This is a genomic window from Janthinobacterium sp. PSPC1-1 (assembly GCF_049897625.1).
GTDB classification, from domain to species: domain Bacteria; phylum Pseudomonadota; class Gammaproteobacteria; order Burkholderiales; family Burkholderiaceae_D; genus Janthinobacterium; species Janthinobacterium tructae.
This window is the reverse complement of record NZ_JAFCWP010000007.1, coordinates 224,191-241,542: the sequence shown is the minus strand read 5'-3', so window position 1 is coordinate 241,542 and position 17,352 is coordinate 224,191. Positions and strand designations below refer to the sequence as shown.

The window sequence follows — 17,352 nt, the reverse complement described above, 5'->3', positions numbered from 1 at the left end:
ACATGCCCATTAACGAGAGGCGCTCGCTGTGGCGGCGCGCCAAACCCTATCTGGCGGTGTTCGATCCGCCGCTGATGATCATCATCCTGATGCTGCTCAGCACCAGTCTGCTGACCCTGTATTCGGCCAGCATCGGCATCCCCGGCAAGATCGAGGACCACCTGCGCAACATCCTGCTGTGCTTTTTCGTCATGTGGGTGGCGGCCAACATCACGCCGCAGATGATGATGCGCATCGCCGTGCCGGCGTATACGATATCGGTGATACTGCTGATAGCCGTGGCGCTGTTCGGCACCATCAAGCTGGGCGCGCGGCGCTGGCTGCATATCGGCGTGATCGACATCCAGCCCTCCGAGTTCCTGAAGATCGCCACGCCGCTGATGCTGGCCTGGTTCTTCCAGCACAATGCGGGCGCCCTGCGCTGGAAATCGTTCCTGATGGCGGCCGTGCTGTTGCTGGCACCCGTCTACCTGATCGCACGCCAGCCCGACCTGGGCACGGCGCTGCTGGTGGTGGCGGCCGGCTTCACTGTCATCTTCCTGGCAGGCCTGTCGTGGAAGGTGCTGGCCGGTTTGCTGATCACCTTTGTTTCCTGCCTGCCGATCGCCTGGTCGCATCTGCATGATTACCAGCGCGACCGCGTGATGATGCTGATCGACCCGACCAAGGACCCGCTGGGCAAGGGCTTCCATATCATCCAGTCCATCATCGCCATCGGTTCCGGCGGCATGACGGGCAAGGGCTGGACGCACGGCACCCAGGCCCACCTGGAATTCGTCCCGGAGCGCACGACCGATTTTATTTTTGCCGTATATTCCGAGGAATTCGGACTGGTCGGTAACTTGATCCTGATGCTGATGTATTTGCTGCTGGTGGGACGGGGGATGATGATCGCCGCCAACGCCCCCAGTTTTTTCACTCGCCTGCTGGCAGGAGCGATAACAATGATTTTCTTTACGTATGCGTTTGTAAACATGGGCATGGTCAGCGGCATCGTGCCGGTGGTCGGCGTTCCCCTGCCTTTCCTCAGCTATGGCGGCACCGCGCTGCTGACCCTGGGTGTGGCCACGGGTATCCTGATGAGCATCCAGCGCCATCGCAAGCTGGTGCAGACCTGATGCGCGCGCCTTTTGACACTCTCGCCATGCGCGGACTGAGCCTGGCGGTCTTGCTGACCCTGGCCGCCTGCGGCACCACGCCGCACAAGCCCGCATCGACTAACGTGCCGCTGCCGTCAGGCGGCAAGGTCAAGTCCCCCGTGCGCCAGGACCCCACCTTGCCGGCGTTGCCGGCGGCCGGATCCGGGCGCGGCGGTTACTACAAGGATGACGGCCCGGGCGAGAATCCGCCGGCCAACCTGCGTGACGTGCCCGATGCGGAAGTGCGCAACGAGCCGTATTCGACGCGCTCGAACCGTCCTTACGTTGTGTTCGGCAAGACGTACACGCCGATCACCGACAACGAACCATTTACGCAGAAGGGCACGGGCACCTGGTATGGCAAGAAATTCCATGGCCAGCGCACTTCGTCGGGTGAGATCTACGACATGTACAAGATGACGGCGGCCCATCCTACCTTGCCGATTCCGTCGTATGCGCGCGTGACGAGCATCGACAGCGGCGAGCAGGTGATCGTGCGCATCAATGATCGTGGTCCCTTCCACGCCACGCGCGTGATCGACGTGTCCTACACGGCGGCGCTGAAACTGGGCTTCCTGGGCAAGGGCAGCCACCAAGTGGTCGTGGAACGGCTGCTGCCGGCCGATATCGACGCCATCCTGGCTGCCCGCGCGGCGCCCAAACCGGCACCGTTGACGCCTTCCGTGGTGGCCATTTCCATCGATACGCCGCCCGAGACGGGCGCCGTGGTGCAGCCGGAAGTGTCGACGCAGATGGATGCCACGGTGGCCGCGCCGGCGCCGGCCGCTTTGAGCAGCGGCTATTATTTGCAGCTGGGTGCCTACTCGCGCGCCGACAATGCGGAAACGGGGCGGTCGCGCCTGGCGCCATACGCGGCGGCCCTGGGTACGCTTGGGGTGGTGCAAGCCGGTAACCTGTTCCGCCTGTATGGCGGACCGTTCTCCAGCCGTGCCGAAGCGGCGCGGGCGGCGGCGAATTTGCCTGAGTCGACGGGTATCAAGCCCATCGTGATTCAAAGGTAGAGCGTAGGTCGGATTAGCGCGCAAGCGCGTAATCCGACGCCATGGTTGGTGTCGCTGGCGTTGTCGGATTACGCGCAAGCGCTAATCCGACCTACCTGGCTGTATGGCGGGAAGTTTTCCAGCCGTGCCGAAGCGGCGCGGGCGGCGGCGAATTTGCCTGAGTCGACGGGTATCAAGCCCATCGTCATCGAAAGATAAGCGTAGGTCGGATTAGGCGCAAAGCGCCGTAATCCGACGCGATTGTCAGGTGTCATTTACAGGAGCGCAGTTCCTGCTCCGGGAACTGCGTTTTGATTTTCTCCAGCCGCGCGCGCGTGGCGGCGTCGAGGTCGCGGAACTGGTAAGCGAGCTGCTTGCTGGCGCTGTAGCGCGGCGCGACGCGGGCGCTGTGCACGCCCTGTTTGTTGAGCGATGCCAGCTGGCTTTGCGCGCTGGTTTCCGACTTGAATACGCCCAGTGAAATGCCCCAGCGCTGCGCGCTGCCTTCGTTGATGATGAAGTAATTCGTCACGCCCAGCTGCTTCAACTCGCCGGCCTTGCGCTCGGCGCCTTCCTTGCTGCCCTGCGGCGGGATGTACACCATGTAGCTGGAAATGTCCTGGCCGGCCACGTTGCGGCGCGACTGGCGGTCGCCCAGCTCCAGCGCTGCCACTTGCGCTTCGAAGCGGCGTCCGTCAGCCAGCAGGAAATTGCCCACTTCCGTGCAGGCATACGATGGCGGCGCCGCAGGTACGGCCGCCGCCGGCGTCGCGGCCTCTTCGGCGGCCGGCGCCGTGGCCTGCTCCTGCGTCAGCAAGGTGAGTTTATTCGCCTGCAGCTGGTTTTTCAGGCGCGCCGGTTCGCGCGTCTCCGTGCGAAAACTGCCCAGATAACCCTGGCCGATGGCCAGGACCAGCAGGTTGACGCCGGCCAGCAGCCAGAAGACGAATTTCAGCATACGTGGTTTCCTTGTGTTCCTGCCGCGTCGGCGCGTGCGGATGCCTGCAGGCCGAGCATGACGATATTGTCCACCAGATGCAGCGGTACCGGCAGTGCCAGGGCCGGTGCGATACGCAGCGCGGCGCCGCCTGACAATAAACAGGCGCTGGCGCCGTGCATGCGCACGGCCCGTTCGATGGCGCCCGCCTGGGCCGCCAGGCAGCCACTCAAAATCGCGTCGTCCGTGTTGTCGGCAAAGCCGGCCGGCAGCATGGCGTCGCCCGCGATTTGCGGCAGCTGCGCCGTGTTGCGCGCCAGCGAGCTGGCCATCAATCCCAGTCCCGGCAAGATCATCCCGCCGAGGAAAACGCCATCGGCCGTGATGGCGTCGATGGTGGTGGCGGTGCCGCAATTGGCGACGATGAGCGACTGGCCAGGCGCCAGTGCATGCGCGCCGATGGCGGCGGCAAAACGGTCGCAGCCCAGTTGCGACGGCGCGCGGTAGCCATTCGTCAGTCCGGCCAACTGCGGCAGCGAGACAAAGTCACAGGGTGCTACCGGCAGCATGGCGCGCAGGCGCATGCCGATGACGCTGCCCGCCACGTTCGATAGCAGCACTTCGCTGATGGCGAGTCTCTCCCATTGCGCCGCCAGGGTGTCGAGCTGCGCATGCGTGACGGCGCCGCTGGCCAGCCAGCCGCCGACGGCACCATCGGCGGCCACGAGTGCCCATTTGATGCGCGTATTGCCAGCGTCTATCAGCAGTAGCATGCGCTTACTCCCCGCTCAGGCGCAAGGACACGTCGCCTGACATGATTTCCTGCAGGCCGCCATCAGTGCGCAGCAGCAAACGCCCCAGATGGTCCACGCCGGCCGCCACGCCTTGCTGCAGCAGCTGGCCGTTGTCGAGGATTTTCACGTGCTGGCCCTGCCACGCGTGCAGTGCGTTCCAGCGTTCGGCAAATGGTGTAAAACCCGTGTCGTCGAATTCGGCCAGCACGCCGGCCAGGCGGCTCAGGAGCGCCGCCACCAGGGTATTGCGCTCCATCTGCGCCAACCACGGCACGGCAGATACGCTGCGGCCGATCTGCCGTTCCAGCGCATCGGGCATCAGCAAATTGATGCCGCAGCCGATCACGGCCCACACGCCGTTGCCCTCGGGCGCCTGTTGCGTCTCGACGAGGATGCCGGCCAGTTTGTGGCCATCCTTGAGCAGGTCGTTCGGCCATTTCAGTTGCACCGGCACGCCCAGCGCCGTCATGCTTTCGGCCAGCGCCACGCCGACGGCCAGCGGCAGGCCGACCAGCTGATGCAGCGGACCCTTGAAGCGCCAGGCCAGCGAAAACATCAGGCTGGCATCCGCCTGCGACACCCACGGCCGCCCGGCCCGCCCGCGGCCGGCCGTCTGCTGGCCGGCGATGCGCAGGGTGGGGCCAGCCAGGGTGGCGCAGCGCGCCAGCAGGTCGGCGTTGGTCGATCCCGTTTCGTCGACCACTTCGATGGCCACGTGGGAGGCGCCCGTGGCGCAATGGGCGGCGATGGCCGGGCTGTTCAAGTCTGAGTGCTTCGTCATGGTGATTGGTTCAGTTGCGCGCCTTGTGCGGCGCATTCGCGAAGACCCGGTCGTAGACGGCATTCGGTAGCGCGCGCAGCAGCTTGGCGACGACGCCCATCTGCCACGGGATCACGCGGTAGCTGTCGCCGTCGGCGATGGCGCGCGCGGCGCGCACGGCGAATTTTTCGGCCGGCATGAGGAAGGGCATGCGGTAGGCGTTGTGGCGCGTCATCGGCGTGTCGATGTAGCCGGGCGTGATGGTGACGACCTTGATGCCGGCCGGTTTCAATTCCAGGCGCAGCGATTCGCAGTAGCTGATGACGGCCGCCTTCGATGCGCTGTAGGCTTCGGCGCCGGGCAGGCCGCGGATGCCCGCCACGCTGCCAATGCCCACCAGGCGTCCGCTGCCCTGGGTTTTCATGGCGGCGATGAAGGGGGCAAAGGTGGCGACGGTGGCCGTGACGTTGATGGCGATAAGGCGCGCGAAGGCATCGAGGTCTTCCGCATGTTCGCTCAAGGTGCCGTACGACACGCCGGCGCTGGCGATGACGACGTCGATATGCCCGGCATGGGCGATGAAGTCCTGCGCCGCGCTCTTCAGGGCGGCATGGTCGCACACATCGACGGCGTAGGCGCGGTGGCGTTCAGGGTGGGGCAGGGAAGCGATCAGTTGCTGCAGGGTGTCGCCGCGGCGCGCCAGCAAGCCCAAATGGGCGCCCTGACGCGCGTACTGCAGCGCCAGGGCGGCACCCAATCCGCTCGACGCGCCCGTGATGAATACGCTGTAAAGCACGCTGTGCATCAGGCGATGCCCGGGCGCGCCAGGGAAGTGGCCATGCTTATTTCTTTTCCGCTTTGGCTTTCGCAAGCAGCACGTCCATCACGGTGAGCGCCTGGGCGTTCAGCTGCTCTTCGTTCTTGGCTGACTTGCTGCCCTGATCGGCTTGCGAAGGCGAGGTGATGTAGCGGCCGTCGATGGCGATCATGGGCCAGAACGTCACGTTATAGCCCTGCATCATGGCATCCGCACGGCGCACGCGGGCCGAGACACCCATCGAACGGTAGGTGTCGATGAACTTCTGGCGGTCCACGCCCTGCTTGGCGACGAAGTCGAAGACGGCGTCGTCGGTGGCCAGGCGGTTGCGCTCCACGTGCATGGCGTGGAAGACGCCGGTGTGCAGCTTGTCGAGCAGGCCCATGGCTTGCAGGGTGAAGAACAAACGCTGTTGCGGCGCCACGCTGTCATCGCGCGACACGTGCACGCGCTTGAAGACGATGTTGTCGCCCTGTTTCTTGACCCAGGCCGCCAGTTGCGGTTCGAGCACGTTGCAATGCGGGCAGTAATAGGCGAAAAATTCCGTCACTTCGATTTTCTTGCCCGACTCCGTCGCCTGTGGCGTGGCCAGGGTGTCGTATTCGACGCCATTCTTCGGCTCGGCCGGCGAGGCCGATGCGCCCAGGGCAACAGTGCACAGGGCGGCGGCGAACAGGATTTTCTTCAGAAAACGCATGCTGGTTCCTTATTTTTGGTTGCGGACGACGGCGACATCGATGCCATTTTCAGACAGCTTGGTGCGTGCGCGGTTCATCGATTCGAGCTGGTTGAACGGTCCGATGCGCACGCGGTGCAGCACGCCGGCATCGGTACTGCGGTCGCTGATGGCCGCTTCGAAGCCCAGCAGCGCCAGTTTGCCGCGCGTGCTTTCGGCGTCCGACATGTCATGGAAAGCGCCGGCCTGCAGATAATAAATCCATTTGTCGCTGGCGGCATCGGCCTTGGCTTCGGCTTTCACGTCGGCCTTGGCTTGCGGCGCTGGCGCTGCTGCTGCCGGCGTTTTCGGCACCGGCTTGTCCTTCAATGTACCGATGAGTTCCTGCAACGCGTCCGGCGGCGGTGCCTTCGGCTGCTGCGCTGGAGCGGGTGCCGGTGCGACTGGCTGCGTCGGCGTGACGATCTCGCGCGGTTCCTTGGAGAAGTCGCGCGCCGCTTCCTTGGCCGCTTCCTTGTTGCCGTACATCGGCTTGTTCGGGTCGGCGATCTGGCCGGCCGTCGGTTCGGCCGACTTGCCGGCCTTGCCCGACTTGTCGGTGAAGGGCGAGGCGCCCTTGGTGATCACCAGGGCGACCACCACGGCGATGCCCAGGCCGATGACCAGGCCGATGATGATGCCGACCAGCGTGTTACCCTGCTGGCGCCGGGTCGAAGAGAAGCGGGAGGCGTGGGGGGAAGCGTGACTCATTGACGGTTAGACCTTCGCGATTACATTTTGTTTGGCGCGGATACGCCGATCAGTGCCAGGCCGTTGCGCAGCACCTGGCGCGCGGCGATGACGAGGGCCAGGCGGGCCATCTTGACGGCGTCGTCCTCGACCAGCACTTTTTCGGCGAAGTAGAAGCTGTGCAGGTTGGCGGCCAGGTCGCGCAGGTAGAAGGCGACTTGATGCGGTCCCAGTTCCGCTTGCGCGCGCGCCAGCGTTTCCGGGTAGGCGGCCAGGGTCGCCAGCAGGGTCGCTTCGGTCGGTGCCGTCAAAGGAGACAAGTCAACGCCGGCGACCGTGCTTTCATCGCCGCCCCAGTTTTCCAGGATGCGGCAGATGCGCGCATGCGCGTACTGCACGTAATACACCGGGTTTTCATCGGTAGTTTTCAGCGCCACGTCGACGTCGAAGACGAATTCCGTGTCGGCCTTGCGCGAGATCAGGAAGAAGCGCACGGCGTCGCGGCCTTTGGCGATGTCGCCGCCGCCCGACCATTCGATCAGATCGCGCACGGTCACGTAGGAGCCGGCGCGCTTGGAAATCTTGACTTCTTCGCCGTCCTTCATGACGGTGACCATCTTGTGCAGCACGTAGTCGGGGTAGCCTTGCGGGATGCCCATGTCGACCGCCTGCAGGCCGGCGCGCACGCGCGCGATGGTGCCGTGGTGGTCGCTGCCCTGGATATTGATGGCCTGTACGAAGCCGCGCTGCCATTTCACCATGTGATATGCCACGTCCGGCACGAAATACGTGTAGGTGCCGTCCGTCTTGCGCATCACGCGGTCCTTGTCGTCACCGTAGTCGGTGGTGCGCAGCCACAGCGCGCCATCGAGTTCGTAGGTATGTCCAGCCTTGACCAGCGTTTCCACCGTGGTGTTGACCTTGCCGTCGGCGTACAGCGACGTTTCGAGGTAGTAATTGTCGAACTTCACGCCGAACGCCTGCAAGTCGATATCCTGCTCGTTGCGCAGGTAGGTGACGGCAAACGGACGGATCGAATCGATGTCGTCGATGTTGCCATTGGCCGTGGCGGGCAAGCCATCGCTGGCCGACACCGTCTTGCCGGCCTTGAAATCGTTGGCGATATCGGCGATGTAGTCACCGTTGTAGGCCGGCTCCGGCCATTCGGCGTCGCCCGGCTTGAAGCCGCGCGCGCGCGCCTGCACGGAATTGGCCAGGGTCTGGATCTGCACGCCCGCGTCGTTATAGTAAAACTCGCGCGTGACTTTGTAGCCTTGCGCATCGAACAGCGACGACAGGGCGTCACCCAGCGCCGCCTGGCGGCCGTGGCCCACGTGCAGCGGGCCGGTCGGGTTGGCCGAGACGAATTCGAGGATGACCTGCTTGCCGGCGCCTGCCGTGCTGCGGCCATAGCTGTCGGCCTCGCTCAAGATGGTTTTCACCACGGCTTGCTTGGCGGCGTTTGACACGCGCACGTTGATGAAGCCGGGACCGGCGATTTCCACTGCCTCGACCAGGCCCTTGCCGGCCGGGTTGGCCAGCACGGCTGTGACGATGGTTTGCGCCAGTTCGCGGGGATTCTGTTTCAGCTGCTTGGCCAGTTGCATGGCGATGTTGCAGGCGACGTCGCCATGCGATGCGTCGCGTGGTCGCTCGAGCACCACGGATGGCTCAAGCGTAGTGCCGGCCAGGACGGGAGCGAGGGCGGCCTGGAACAGGGCGATGATTTCTTGTTTCTGTTGGGCGAGCATGAGCAGGATGGCGGTGGAACCGCGTTAAGAATGAATAGAATGAATCAAAAAGCAAAACGGACGGCAAGTACCCAAGCCGCCCAGACTGCGTCAATTATACTGGTTTGCCGTCGGGAACAATACGCTTGCCGGCAAGGTCCCCGTGCCGGCGCATTTCACGATATTATCAGGACAACATGCTCATGTTGGTGCATGAAAACATCAGCATGGCGCATTCTGCTTGTATATATGCAGTTTTTTGCCGCAATTTACAGGTATCGCTGCAATCGCTTGGGCCAGAGGGCGCCACAAACGCTACAATCGACCCTTTATTGATGACGCGCGGCAGCGACTTTGCCACCATGCAGCCCACCGCGCGCAGCCACACCGGATAACTATGAACAAGCGCCCCACGCTGAAATTGAAAACCAAGCCGGCGCCAGGCCAGGCGCCTGCCGCACCGAAATTGCGTCCCAGCTACCATCCCGACCTGAAACCGGTCTTGCAGCCAGGCTTCCAACCCGATTTGCGCGCCGACTCGCTGGCGTTTTGCCTGCTGGGCGCCGCCAATGCCGTGGCGCAAGTGCGCACGGGCACGGCTCTGCCGCAGGCGCTGGCCAAAGTGTTTGCGCAATCGAACGCCAACCCGCAGGCGCGCGGCGCCATCCAGGATATTTCCTACCGCACCATGCGCCAGCTGGGGCGCAGCGAAACCCTGGTTGGCCTGATGACGTCGAAGGCGCCCGAGCCGCCGATGCTGGCCGCGCTGCTGTGCTGCGCGCTCTCCTTGATGTCGGCCGAGCCGGGCGAGCAGCCGTACGAAGAGTTTACCGTTGTCGACCAGGCTGTCACGGTGGCCACCTCGCACCCTGACCTGGCGCATGCCAAGGGCATGGTGAATGCCGTGTTGCGGCGTTTCTTGCGCGAGCGAAAGTCCTTGCTGGAAGCGGCCCAGCAGCAACCTTTGGCGCAATGGAATTATCCGCAATGGTGGATCGATTCGCTGCGCCTGGCTTACCCGCGCGACTGGCAAGCCATTTTGACGGCCGGCAATGCCGTGCCGCCATTGACCTTGCGCGTGAATCGCCGCAAGAGCACGGTTGAAGCGTACCTCGCCGTGTTGCAGGAAGCGGGAATCGCGGCGCGCCAGGTGGGACCGTTTGCCGTACGCCTGGACAAGCCCATCGGCGTGGCACTGATTCCCGGCTTCGAGCAGGGTGTCGTCTCCGTGCAGGATGCCGGCGCGCAATTGGCCGCACCGCTGCTGGATTTGCAAGACGGCATGCGCGTGCTGGACGCCTGCGCGGCGCCCGGCGGCAAGACCTGCCACATCCTGGAACTGGCCGACGTGCACGTGACGGCCATCGATGCGGACGCAAAGCGCTTGCCGCGCATCGCGGAAAACCTCGAACGCCTGGGCCTGGACGCCACCCTGAAGGCGCAGGATGCGCAATCGAGCGCGTGGTGGGATGGTCAGCAGTACGACCGTATCCTGGCCGACGTACCGTGCACGGCTTCGGGCATCGTGCGTCGCCATCCGGACATTCGCTGGTTGCGCCGCAAGGGCGACGCGTTCCAACTTGCAACACTTTCCTCCAAAATTCTGGACAACCTGTGGCAGATGCTGCGCCCCGATGGTAAATTGCTGTTCGTGACATGTTCATTGTGGCCGCAAGAATCCGAGGCACAGGCGGCGGCATTTGCGGTGCGCAATAATGCGACCCGATTGACAGCGCCTGGCCAGCTGTTGCCGACTGGCAGCGCGGAGCAGGACCATGACGGTTTGTTCTATGCGCTATTCCAAAAAAATGCGGCTTGAGCGATTCGTCGAACCTTTTCCTGCGGACACCACCGGCACACTTGTGACAACACGACTCTTCCGACTCCTGGCCCTGCTGCTGATGCTGGCATGTACCATGCCGCGCGCGCAAGCCGCCGACATGGTCGAGATCACCCGTGCCTACATCGAGTCGAGCGAAGAGGGCTACAAGCTGGCCGCCACCTACTCCTTTGATCTCAATCACGACCTCGATGATGCCGTGCAGCATGGCGTGCCCCTGTTTTTCACGACAGAAATCGAACTGACCCGGCCTCGCTGGTACTGGTTCGATGAAAAGGCCATCGTGGCGCGCCAGACCAGCCGGCTGTCGTACAACGTGCTCACGCGCCAGTATCATGTGTCGGGCGGGGGCTTGCAGCAAAGCTTCCCCACGCTCGACGATGCGCTGTTCCTGATCCGCCGCCCCAGCCGCTGGCTGGTGGCGCCGCGCGGCGCGCTGAAAGTGGGGCAGACGTATAACGTCACCTTGCGCATGGGCATGGACCGCGACTACCTGCCCAAGCCAATACAGGTCAATGCCTTCAATAACAGCGACTGGCGCCTGGCTTCGAATAAAAAAACCTTCTTGTATACGGCGGAGTAGTGAGTCAAGCATTACGCTATCTGCTGGTAGTGGGCGGCGGCATTGTCAGTATCCTGCTGTTCCTGCTGGCGTCGGCTTCCGACAATTCCGGCTTTTTCGACCGTTATTACACCTGGTTGCTGGGGCTGAACGCCGCCGTGGCCGTGTCGCTGCTGGCGCTGGTGGGCATTTCCCTGGGCCGTCTGTACGTGCGCTACAAGAGCGGCAAGTTCGGCTCCAAGCTGATGACACGTTTGGTGATGCTGTTCGCCGCCGTCGGGATCCTGCCGGGCCTGGTGATTTTTCTTGTCTCTGTGCAATTCGTGTCCCACTCCATCGAGTCCTGGTTCAACGTCAAGATCGAAGCGGCGCTGGAATCGGGGATTGAGCTGGGCCGCGCCGGCCTCGATGCGGCCCTGGTCGAGCTGGACCACCGGGGTCACAAGGCGGTCGCGGAACTGGGCAGCGATCCGGTGGCCGGTCCGGCCGTGCTGACCAGCCTGCTGCGCGAAGAAGGCATGCAAAATGTCATGGTTGTCAGCAGCGACGGCGTGCTGCTGGCCAGCGCCGGGCCGCACAGCGCGGCCGACTTGCCGACGCCGGCCATGCTGGTGCAGGCCGCCTCGCCGGCCGGCTATGCCTCCGCCGAAGGGGGGCTGGAGTTGCACGACGATGGCACGGAGTCGGGCGGCGGCGGTTTCCGCGCGGGCACGCCGGCATCGCTGGAAACGGCGGCCAGCCTGCGTTTGCGCGTGCTGGTGGCCGTGCCGGGGCCGTCCGTCTCACCCCGCTACCTGCAATTGCTGCAAGCGGTGCCGCCCAAGCTGGCGACGAATGGCGAGGTGCTGCGCGCCGCCTACAGCGAATACAAGGAACGTTTCGTCGCGCGCGTGGGCTTGCGCAAGATGTATATGGAAATCCTCACCTTGACCTTGCTGCTGGCCATCTTTGGCGCCATCGGCAGCGCTTTCCTGATCGCGGGCAATCTGGCCCAGCCCCTGCTGCTGCTGGCAGAAGGCACGCGCGCCGTGGCCGAGGGCGACCTGTCGCCGCGCCCCATCGTCGCCACCAAGGATGAACTGGGCACGCTGACGCAGTCGTTCAACATCATGACGCGCCAGTTGCTCGATGCGCGCACGGCCGTGGAAAGCAACCGTGCCGCGTTGCAAAACGCCAAGGCCCACCTGGAATCGGTGCTGGCGAACATGTCGGCCGGCGTGATGGTGCTCGACGGCGATTTCAAGCTGGTGACGTGCAATGAATCGGTCGAGCGCATCTTGCAGCATTCGGGCATGAGCATCGTGGGGCAGCCGCTGGCGCATATTGCTGGAATGGAAGAGTTTGGCGGCGCCATCATCAGCGCCTTCACGGCGCAAAGCGCACAATCGGCGTCGGGCCGCAACCAGCAGCGCCTGCACTGGCAGCGCCAGATCGAGATTCCGCGCCGCTTGGGCAGCAGTGCCGACGAGCATGACATCACCCTGCTGGCGCGCGGTTCGCGCTTGCCGCTGGAGTCCGGCAGCGGCTACATCGTCGTCTTCGATGATATTTCCGACGTGATTTCTGCACAGCGCTCGATCGCCTGGGGCGAGGTGGCGCGCCGCCTGGCGCATGAAATCAAGAATCCGCTCACGCCCATCCAGCTGTCGGCCGAGCGCCTGCAGATGAAGCTCGAAGGCAAGCTGGAGCAGCCCGATGCGGACTTGCTCAACCGCGCCACCACCACCATCGTCAAGCAGGTCGATGCGATGAAGCGCATGGTCGATGACTTCCGCGACTATGCGCGCACGCCGCCGGCCGTGCTCACGCCGTTGCGCCTGAACGAACTGATCGAAGAGATCCTGAACCTGTACCTGCGCGGCGATGATGGCGACATCATCCACCCGCAACTGGCGCCGAATTTGCCGATGGTGATGGGCGATCCGACCCAGTTGCGCCAGGTGATCCATAACTTGCTGCAGAACGCGCAGGACGCCATGGCCGACCTGCCGCCGGACTCGCCGCATCCGCGGATTGACGTAAGGACGGAAGCAATTCATTATCGCAGTGCGGACGGCGGCGTGAATATCGCCGTGCGGCTGGCCATCACCGACAATGGCCCTGGTTTCGCGCCAAAAATCCTGGCGCGCGCCTTCGAACCCTATGTGACCTCGAAGGCACGCGGCACGGGATTGGGCCTGGCGATGGTCAAGAAAATTATCGATGAACATGGTGGACGCATCGATATCGAGAACCGGGTCGACGGCAATGGCGCTTCGGTGGTCATTTTGCTGTTAAAGTTAGCTCCCGACACTCCTGCCCAGGATTTCCTGGCGTGAGGGTCTGGTTTAGTATTTAAAACACTAATAAAATCATAGCTGTCCGCCGTGTGCATCTTGTGCGCGAGGGCCGGCGAAATGAGGAAGGCAAGACACGAATGGCAAACATACTCGTAGTGGATGATGAAATGGGTATCCGTGAGTTGCTCTCGGAAATTCTGGGCGACGAAGGACATGCTATCCAGCTGGCCGAAAATGCGCAGCAGGCGCGTGAAGCGCGTGCCGCCGGTGCGCCGGATCTGGTATTGCTGGATATCTGGATGCCCGACACCGATGGCGTGACCCTGCTCAAGGAATGGCAGCGTGACGGCTTGCTGACCATGCCGGTGATCATGATGTCGGGCCACGCCACCATCGATACGGCGGTCGAGGCGACGCGCATCGGTGCCATGAATTTCCTGGAAAAACCGATTGCTCTGCAAAAACTGCTGAAAGCAGTCCAGCAAGGCTTGACGCGGGCACAGGAAACTGTGCGCGCGCCGAGCGTGGCGCCGCGTCCCGTGGCACCCGTGGTGGCCGAGGAAAGCAGCCATCCCGTGCCCAGTTTTGGCGGCAGTGCGCCGCAACAGCTGATGGTGCGTCCAGGCATCGCCGTACCGGCGGTGGCTGAAGGCCATGGCTATAACCTGTCGTTCGATTTGCCGTTACGCGAGGCGCGCGACGCGTTCGAGCGCATGTATTTCGAACACCACCTGGGCCGCGAAGGCGGCAGCATGACCCGCGTGGCGGAAAAAACAGGCCTGGAGCGTACCCATTTGTACCGCAAGCTGAAACAGCTGGGCGTCGAACCGGGCAAGCTGGCCAAGAAAAGCCTGTGACGGCAGCCGTGCGGCGTCCGACGCCGCTGACCCTGGTCAGCGGTGGACGCGCCGCCGGGCGCGAGGCCGCCATCGCGCAAGCCTTGGCGCCGGACGAGCCGGCCGCCGTGATCCTCGAGGGATTGGCTGACGGCAACGCCATCCTGGCCGACCTGGCCGGGCAAGTTTCCCCTTCTCCACCATTTCCATTGCAACTGTTGCGCATCGCGCCCGGTTGCCTGTGCTGCAGCGGCAATCTCGTATTGCGTGTAACATTGAATCGTCTGCTGCGCCATCCTCCCGCGCGCTTGTTCATCAGCCTGGCCGATGCCACGCACATCGAACAATTGCGCGCCTGGCTCACTGCCAGTCCCTACGACATCCTGCTGGCGCTGCAAGCCGACATAGCGGTTTCTTGACGATTTCCTGATGGAATTTCCGCACTTGCCTTTGCATCTCGTTACAACTCTGTAGCCCGCCGGGTGGCATGGCGCTTGAAATGGCGCCGTATCAGCCCCACCTCTGTTCTGAAACCGCAAGAGTTTCTCTTGCTTGAGCGAAGGATGCAAAATGAACCTGATCTATAACAGCGAACAATACAGCGTCGTGGAATTCGGCGCCGACGTCGACCTGGAAGCCCTGCGCTTTGGCGGCTATGAAATCGTCGACAAGGGCGGCAAACGCGAGACGTTTATCGCCGGCATCCTTGCGCAAAACTTCCGCCGCGACGTCACGGAATTGATCGCCAGCGAACCCAGCATGGAAGAGATCGATGAATTTTTGGGCAGCTATGATTCCCTCATGAGCCAGCCAGTCCTGTTGCACTAGGGTGGTGGCTATCGTCACCATACCAATCCGCCGGGCGGCATGGTATGGTGGCCGTGTTATTCAGCTGCAAACAGACCATGTGCCAACTTCTCGGAATGAATTGCAATGTCCCCACGGACATTGTCTTTAGCTTTACCGGCTTCGCCATGCGCGGTGGCCATACCGATACCCACCATGACGGCTGGGGCATCGCCTTTTTCGAGGGTGCCGGCGTGCGCCATTTCGTCGACCACCAGGCAGCCATCGCCTCGCCCGTGGCCGAACTGATCAAACGCTACCCCATCAAGTCGCGCAATGTCATCGCGCATATCCGCAAGGCCACGCAAGGCCAGGTGGCGCTGGAAAATTGCCACCCGTTCGTGCGCGAACTGTGGGGCCGCTACTGGGTGTTCGCCCACAATGGCGATTTGAAACAATTTCATCCCGTGCTGACGGACAGTTACCGTCCCGTCGGCTGCACGGACAGCGAACTGGCTTTCTGCTATCTGCTGCAGGAATTGCATGCGCGCTTTGGCGATGCCCCACCGGCCTTGCCGCAACTGCATGCCGCGCTGGCGCAATTGCTGCCCAGCATCGCCGCCCACGGCACTTTCAACATGATGCTGTCGAGCGGCGAGGCGCTGTTTGCCCATTGCTCGACCAGCTTGCACTATCTGGTGCGACAACATCCGTTTCCAACTGCTAAACTCTCCGATGAAGACCTGAGCGTGGACTTTTCCCAGGTGACGACGCCCCAGGACCGCGTGGCCGTGATCGTTACCCAGCCGCTGACGACGAATGAGCAGTGGACGGCGTTTGCGCCCGGCGAATTGAAATTATTTGTCGACGGGATGGTGCAAGACACGCCAGTGGCCTAATTTGTTGACGACAATACGCTTGATTGCTGCCAAAATACCCACAGCGCGGGCGAAATTCAGCTAAAGTATTGTCAATAGTGAACCTTGATGCGGGCACCGCGCGGCCGGTGTCACTCGACCTGATTGATGAAGACTTAATGATCGATATTTCCAGCAACGACATCACCCCGAAACCCTTGCGCGTGCGCGAGTTCTATCTGGGGCGACAACCTATCCTCGACCGCAATCAAGCCCTGTTTGGCTATGAGTTGCTATTCCGCAACGCTCCGGTCGGTCCCGCCAATATCACCAGCGACCTGTCCGCCACGGCGTCCGTGATCGCCCACGCTTCCCAACTGGGGATGGAAAAGGTCATCGGCGACGCGCTCGGTTTCGTCAACGTCGATGCCGATGTGATCATGAGCGACATCTTCGTTTTCCTGCCGCGTGAAAAAGTCGTGCTGGAAATCGTCGAATCGATGCCCGTCACGCCGGAAGTGCGCGCGCGCATCAGTGAACTGGTGGGCCATGGTTTTACTTTCGCGCTGGAAAACGTGGTGGCCGACACGTCGCAAGTGCAGGAACTGCTGCCGCTGGTGCAATACGTCAAGATGGACATGAGCACGGTCGACCCGAAAGTGCTGGCAGCACTGGCGCCCCGTTTCAAGCGGGAACACAAGAAACTGGTGGCGGAAAAGGTCGAGACGCGCGAAGAATTCAAGTCAAGCCTGGACCTGGGCTTCGATTATTTCCAAGGTTATTATTTCGCCAAGCCCGCCATCATGACGGGCAAGAAGCTGTCGCCATCGCAACTGGCCGTCATGGAACTGATGACCCTGGTCACCTCCGACGCCGACAACATGGATATCGAGCGCGCCATCAAACGCGACGTGTCGCTGGCCCTGAACTTGCTGCGCCTGGTCAATACACCGGCCGTGGGTGCGCGCCAGCGCATCGATTCGCTGAGCCAGGCCGTTACCGTGCTGGGCCGTCGCCAGCTGCAGCGCTGGCTGCAAATCATGCTGTACGCGGAGCCAAGCAAGCGCGGCCATAGCATGACGCCGCTGCTGATGCTGGCCACCACGCGCGGCCGTTTGCTCGAATTGCTCGCGCATAAACTGCGCCCGAACCAGTCCCATTCTGCCGATATCGCCTTTACGGTCGGCATCATGTCCCTGATGGATACCCTGTTCGGCGTGCCGATGTCGGAAATCCTCAGCCAGATCGAAGTGATCGATGAAGTGGCCGAAGCGCTGCTGTCGCGCGAAGGCTTCTACGGCGACCTGCTGCGCCTGGCCGAATGTATCGAGCGCATCGAAGACATGGAAGGCGAGATCGTACCGACCCTGCGCGACCTGGCCATGTCGCCGGACGACCTGGTGGAGCTGGAAATGGCCGCCTATGAATGGAGTGATAACGTTGTAAGGTATGCGCTGTAGGTCGGATTAGCGCGGCCGTCAGGCCACGCGTAATCCGACAACATTGTTGGCGCTGACTGTGCTGGTGTCGGATTACGCGCAAGCGCTAATCCGACCTACCCGCTGTCGTAGCATCCCTTAAAAAGCCCTGCACGGCGATGCCGTGACAG

Annotated in this window: 17 protein-coding genes; 10 read left to right on the top strand and 7 right to left on the bottom strand. The window is 62.8% G+C overall.

Annotated features, from left to right (window positions below; translation table 11 throughout):
* Positions 1–2: 2 nt before the first annotated feature.
* Positions 3–1,118 carry a rod shape-determining protein RodA gene (gene rodA / locus ACP7EG_RS21965; protein ID WP_426089287.1) on the top strand — a complete coding sequence of 372 codons (1,116 nt, stop codon included), beginning with the start codon at positions 3–5 and terminating at the stop codon, positions 1,116–1,118.
* Positions 1,118–2,161, top strand: coding sequence for a septal ring lytic transglycosylase RlpA family protein (locus ACP7EG_RS21960; RefSeq protein ID WP_426089286.1), 1,044 nt, complete (start codon positions 1,118–1,120; stop codon positions 2,159–2,161). The genes rodA and ACP7EG_RS21960 overlap by 1 nt, the downstream gene beginning before the upstream one ends.
* A 250-nt stretch (positions 2,162–2,411) precedes the next feature.
* Here the strand turns inward: ACP7EG_RS21960 and ACP7EG_RS21955 are convergent, their stop codons facing one another.
* The 7 genes from ACP7EG_RS21955 to argS are packed head-to-tail and all read right to left on the bottom strand — an operon-like array spanning position 2,412 to position 8,604.
* Entirely contained in the window at positions 2,412–3,098 is a 687-nt protein-coding gene (locus tag ACP7EG_RS21955) for an SPOR domain-containing protein (RefSeq protein ID WP_426089285.1), read from the bottom strand.
* Entirely contained in the window at positions 3,092–3,850 is a 759-nt protein-coding gene (locus ACP7EG_RS21950) for a type III pantothenate kinase (protein WP_426089284.1), read from the bottom strand. The genes ACP7EG_RS21955 and ACP7EG_RS21950 overlap by 7 nt, the downstream gene beginning before the upstream one ends.
* A gap of 4 nt (positions 3,851–3,854) precedes the next feature.
* Positions 3,855–4,652 (bottom strand): biotin--[acetyl-CoA-carboxylase] ligase, encoded by a 798-nt coding sequence (locus tag ACP7EG_RS21945; protein WP_426089283.1) that lies wholly within the window; start codon positions 4,650–4,652, stop codon positions 3,855–3,857.
* 10 nt (positions 4,653–4,662) lie between these two features.
* Positions 4,663–5,436 carry an SDR family oxidoreductase gene (locus tag ACP7EG_RS21940; protein WP_426089282.1) on the bottom strand — a complete coding sequence of 258 codons (774 nt, stop codon included), beginning with the start codon at positions 5,434–5,436 and terminating at the stop codon, positions 4,663–4,665.
* 37 nt (positions 5,437–5,473) lie between these two features.
* On the bottom strand, positions 5,474–6,145 hold the full coding sequence (locus tag ACP7EG_RS21935; RefSeq protein WP_426089281.1) for a thiol:disulfide interchange protein DsbA/DsbL: 672 nt from the start codon (positions 6,143–6,145) through the stop codon (positions 5,474–5,476).
* A gap of 9 nt (positions 6,146–6,154) precedes the next feature.
* Positions 6,155–6,874: an SPOR domain-containing protein gene (locus tag ACP7EG_RS21930; RefSeq protein ID WP_426089280.1), complete on the bottom strand. Its 720-nt coding sequence runs from the start codon at positions 6,872–6,874 to the stop codon at positions 6,155–6,157.
* A gap of 20 nt (positions 6,875–6,894) precedes the next feature.
* On the bottom strand, positions 6,895–8,604 hold the full coding sequence (argS, locus tag ACP7EG_RS21925; RefSeq protein ID WP_426089279.1) for an arginine--tRNA ligase: 1,710 nt from the start codon (positions 8,602–8,604) through the stop codon (positions 6,895–6,897).
* A 376-nt stretch (positions 8,605–8,980) separates the two neighbouring features.
* Here argS and rsmB point away from each other — a divergent pair, with 376 nt between their 5' ends.
* From rsmB to ACP7EG_RS21885, 8 genes are all read left to right on the top strand, one after another.
* The gene (gene rsmB, locus ACP7EG_RS21920) at positions 8,981–10,402 is read left to right on the top strand and encodes a 16S rRNA (cytosine(967)-C(5))-methyltransferase RsmB (RefSeq protein WP_426089278.1); all 1,422 of its coding nucleotides are present in this window, start codon (positions 8,981–8,983) and stop codon (positions 10,400–10,402) included.
* Positions 10,403–10,499: 97 nt separating this feature from the next.
* The gene (locus ACP7EG_RS21915) at positions 10,500–11,006 is read left to right on the top strand and encodes a DUF4390 domain-containing protein (protein WP_257572158.1); all 507 of its coding nucleotides are present in this window, start codon (positions 10,500–10,502) and stop codon (positions 11,004–11,006) included.
* Positions 11,006–13,303, top strand: coding sequence for a sensor histidine kinase (locus ACP7EG_RS21910; protein WP_096233781.1), 2,298 nt, complete (start codon positions 11,006–11,008; stop codon positions 13,301–13,303). The genes ACP7EG_RS21915 and ACP7EG_RS21910 overlap by 1 nt, the downstream gene beginning before the upstream one ends.
* A 98-nt stretch (positions 13,304–13,401) precedes the next feature.
* Positions 13,402–14,121: a response regulator gene (locus tag ACP7EG_RS21905; protein WP_034784724.1), complete on the top strand. Its 720-nt coding sequence runs from the start codon at positions 13,402–13,404 to the stop codon at positions 14,119–14,121.
* Positions 14,118–14,519 (top strand): GTPase, encoded by a 402-nt coding sequence (locus ACP7EG_RS21900; protein WP_426089277.1) that lies wholly within the window; start codon positions 14,118–14,120, stop codon positions 14,517–14,519. The genes ACP7EG_RS21905 and ACP7EG_RS21900 overlap by 4 nt, the downstream gene beginning before the upstream one ends.
* Positions 14,520–14,670: 151 nt before the next feature.
* Positions 14,671–14,928, top strand: coding sequence for a BTH_I0359 family protein (locus ACP7EG_RS21895; protein ID WP_071079509.1), 258 nt, complete (start codon positions 14,671–14,673; stop codon positions 14,926–14,928).
* A gap of 77 nt (positions 14,929–15,005) precedes the next feature.
* On the top strand, positions 15,006–15,785 hold the full coding sequence (locus ACP7EG_RS21890) for a class II glutamine amidotransferase (RefSeq protein ID WP_426089276.1): 780 nt from the start codon (positions 15,006–15,008) through the stop codon (positions 15,783–15,785).
* A 137-nt stretch (positions 15,786–15,922) separates the two neighbouring features.
* Positions 15,923–17,203 carry an EAL and HDOD domain-containing protein gene (locus tag ACP7EG_RS21885; RefSeq protein ID WP_426089275.1) on the top strand — a complete coding sequence of 427 codons (1,281 nt, stop codon included), beginning with the start codon at positions 15,923–15,925 and terminating at the stop codon, positions 17,201–17,203.
* Positions 17,204–17,352 lie beyond the last annotated feature (149 nt).

Excerpts from the sequence above, each read along its gene's own strand:
- argS (WP_426089279.1), bottom strand. The coding sequence starts at position 8,604 with ATGCTCGCCCAACAGAAACAAGAAATCATCGCCCTGTTCCAGGCCGCC.
- ACP7EG_RS21955 (WP_426089285.1), bottom strand. The coding sequence starts at position 3,098 with ATGCTGAAATTCGTCTTCTGGCTGCTGGCCGGCGTCAACCTGCTGGTC.
- ACP7EG_RS21940 (WP_426089282.1), bottom strand. The coding sequence starts at position 5,436 with ATGCACAGCGTGCTTTACAGCGTATTCATCACGGGCGCGTCGAGCGGA.
- ACP7EG_RS21945 (WP_426089283.1), bottom strand. The coding sequence starts at position 4,652 with ATGACGAAGCACTCAGACTTGAACAGCCCGGCCATCGCCGCCCATTGC.
- ACP7EG_RS21950 (WP_426089284.1), bottom strand. The coding sequence starts at position 3,850 with ATGCTACTGCTGATAGACGCTGGCAATACGCGCATCAAATGGGCACTC.
- ACP7EG_RS21960 (WP_426089286.1), top strand. The coding sequence starts at position 1,118 with ATGCGCGCGCCTTTTGACACTCTCGCCATGCGCGGACTGAGCCTGGCG.
- rsmB (WP_426089278.1), top strand. The coding sequence starts at position 8,981 with ATGAACAAGCGCCCCACGCTGAAATTGAAAACCAAGCCGGCGCCAGGC.
- ACP7EG_RS21895 (WP_071079509.1), top strand. The coding sequence starts at position 14,671 with ATGAACCTGATCTATAACAGCGAACAATACAGCGTCGTGGAATTCGGC.
- ACP7EG_RS21885 (WP_426089275.1), top strand. The coding sequence starts at position 15,923 with ATGATCGATATTTCCAGCAACGACATCACCCCGAAACCCTTGCGCGTG.
- ACP7EG_RS21930 (WP_426089280.1), bottom strand. The coding sequence starts at position 6,874 with ATGAGTCACGCTTCCCCCCACGCCTCCCGCTTCTCTTCGACCCGGCGC.
- ACP7EG_RS21935 (WP_426089281.1), bottom strand. The coding sequence starts at position 6,145 with ATGCGTTTTCTGAAGAAAATCCTGTTCGCCGCCGCCCTGTGCACTGTT.
- ACP7EG_RS21915 (WP_257572158.1), top strand. The coding sequence starts at position 10,500 with ATGCCGCGCGCGCAAGCCGCCGACATGGTCGAGATCACCCGTGCCTAC.
- ACP7EG_RS21905 (WP_034784724.1), top strand. The coding sequence starts at position 13,402 with ATGGCAAACATACTCGTAGTGGATGATGAAATGGGTATCCGTGAGTTG.
- ACP7EG_RS21890 (WP_426089276.1), top strand. The coding sequence starts at position 15,006 with ATGTGCCAACTTCTCGGAATGAATTGCAATGTCCCCACGGACATTGTC.
- rodA (WP_426089287.1), top strand. The coding sequence starts at position 3 with ATGCCCATTAACGAGAGGCGCTCGCTGTGGCGGCGCGCCAAACCCTAT.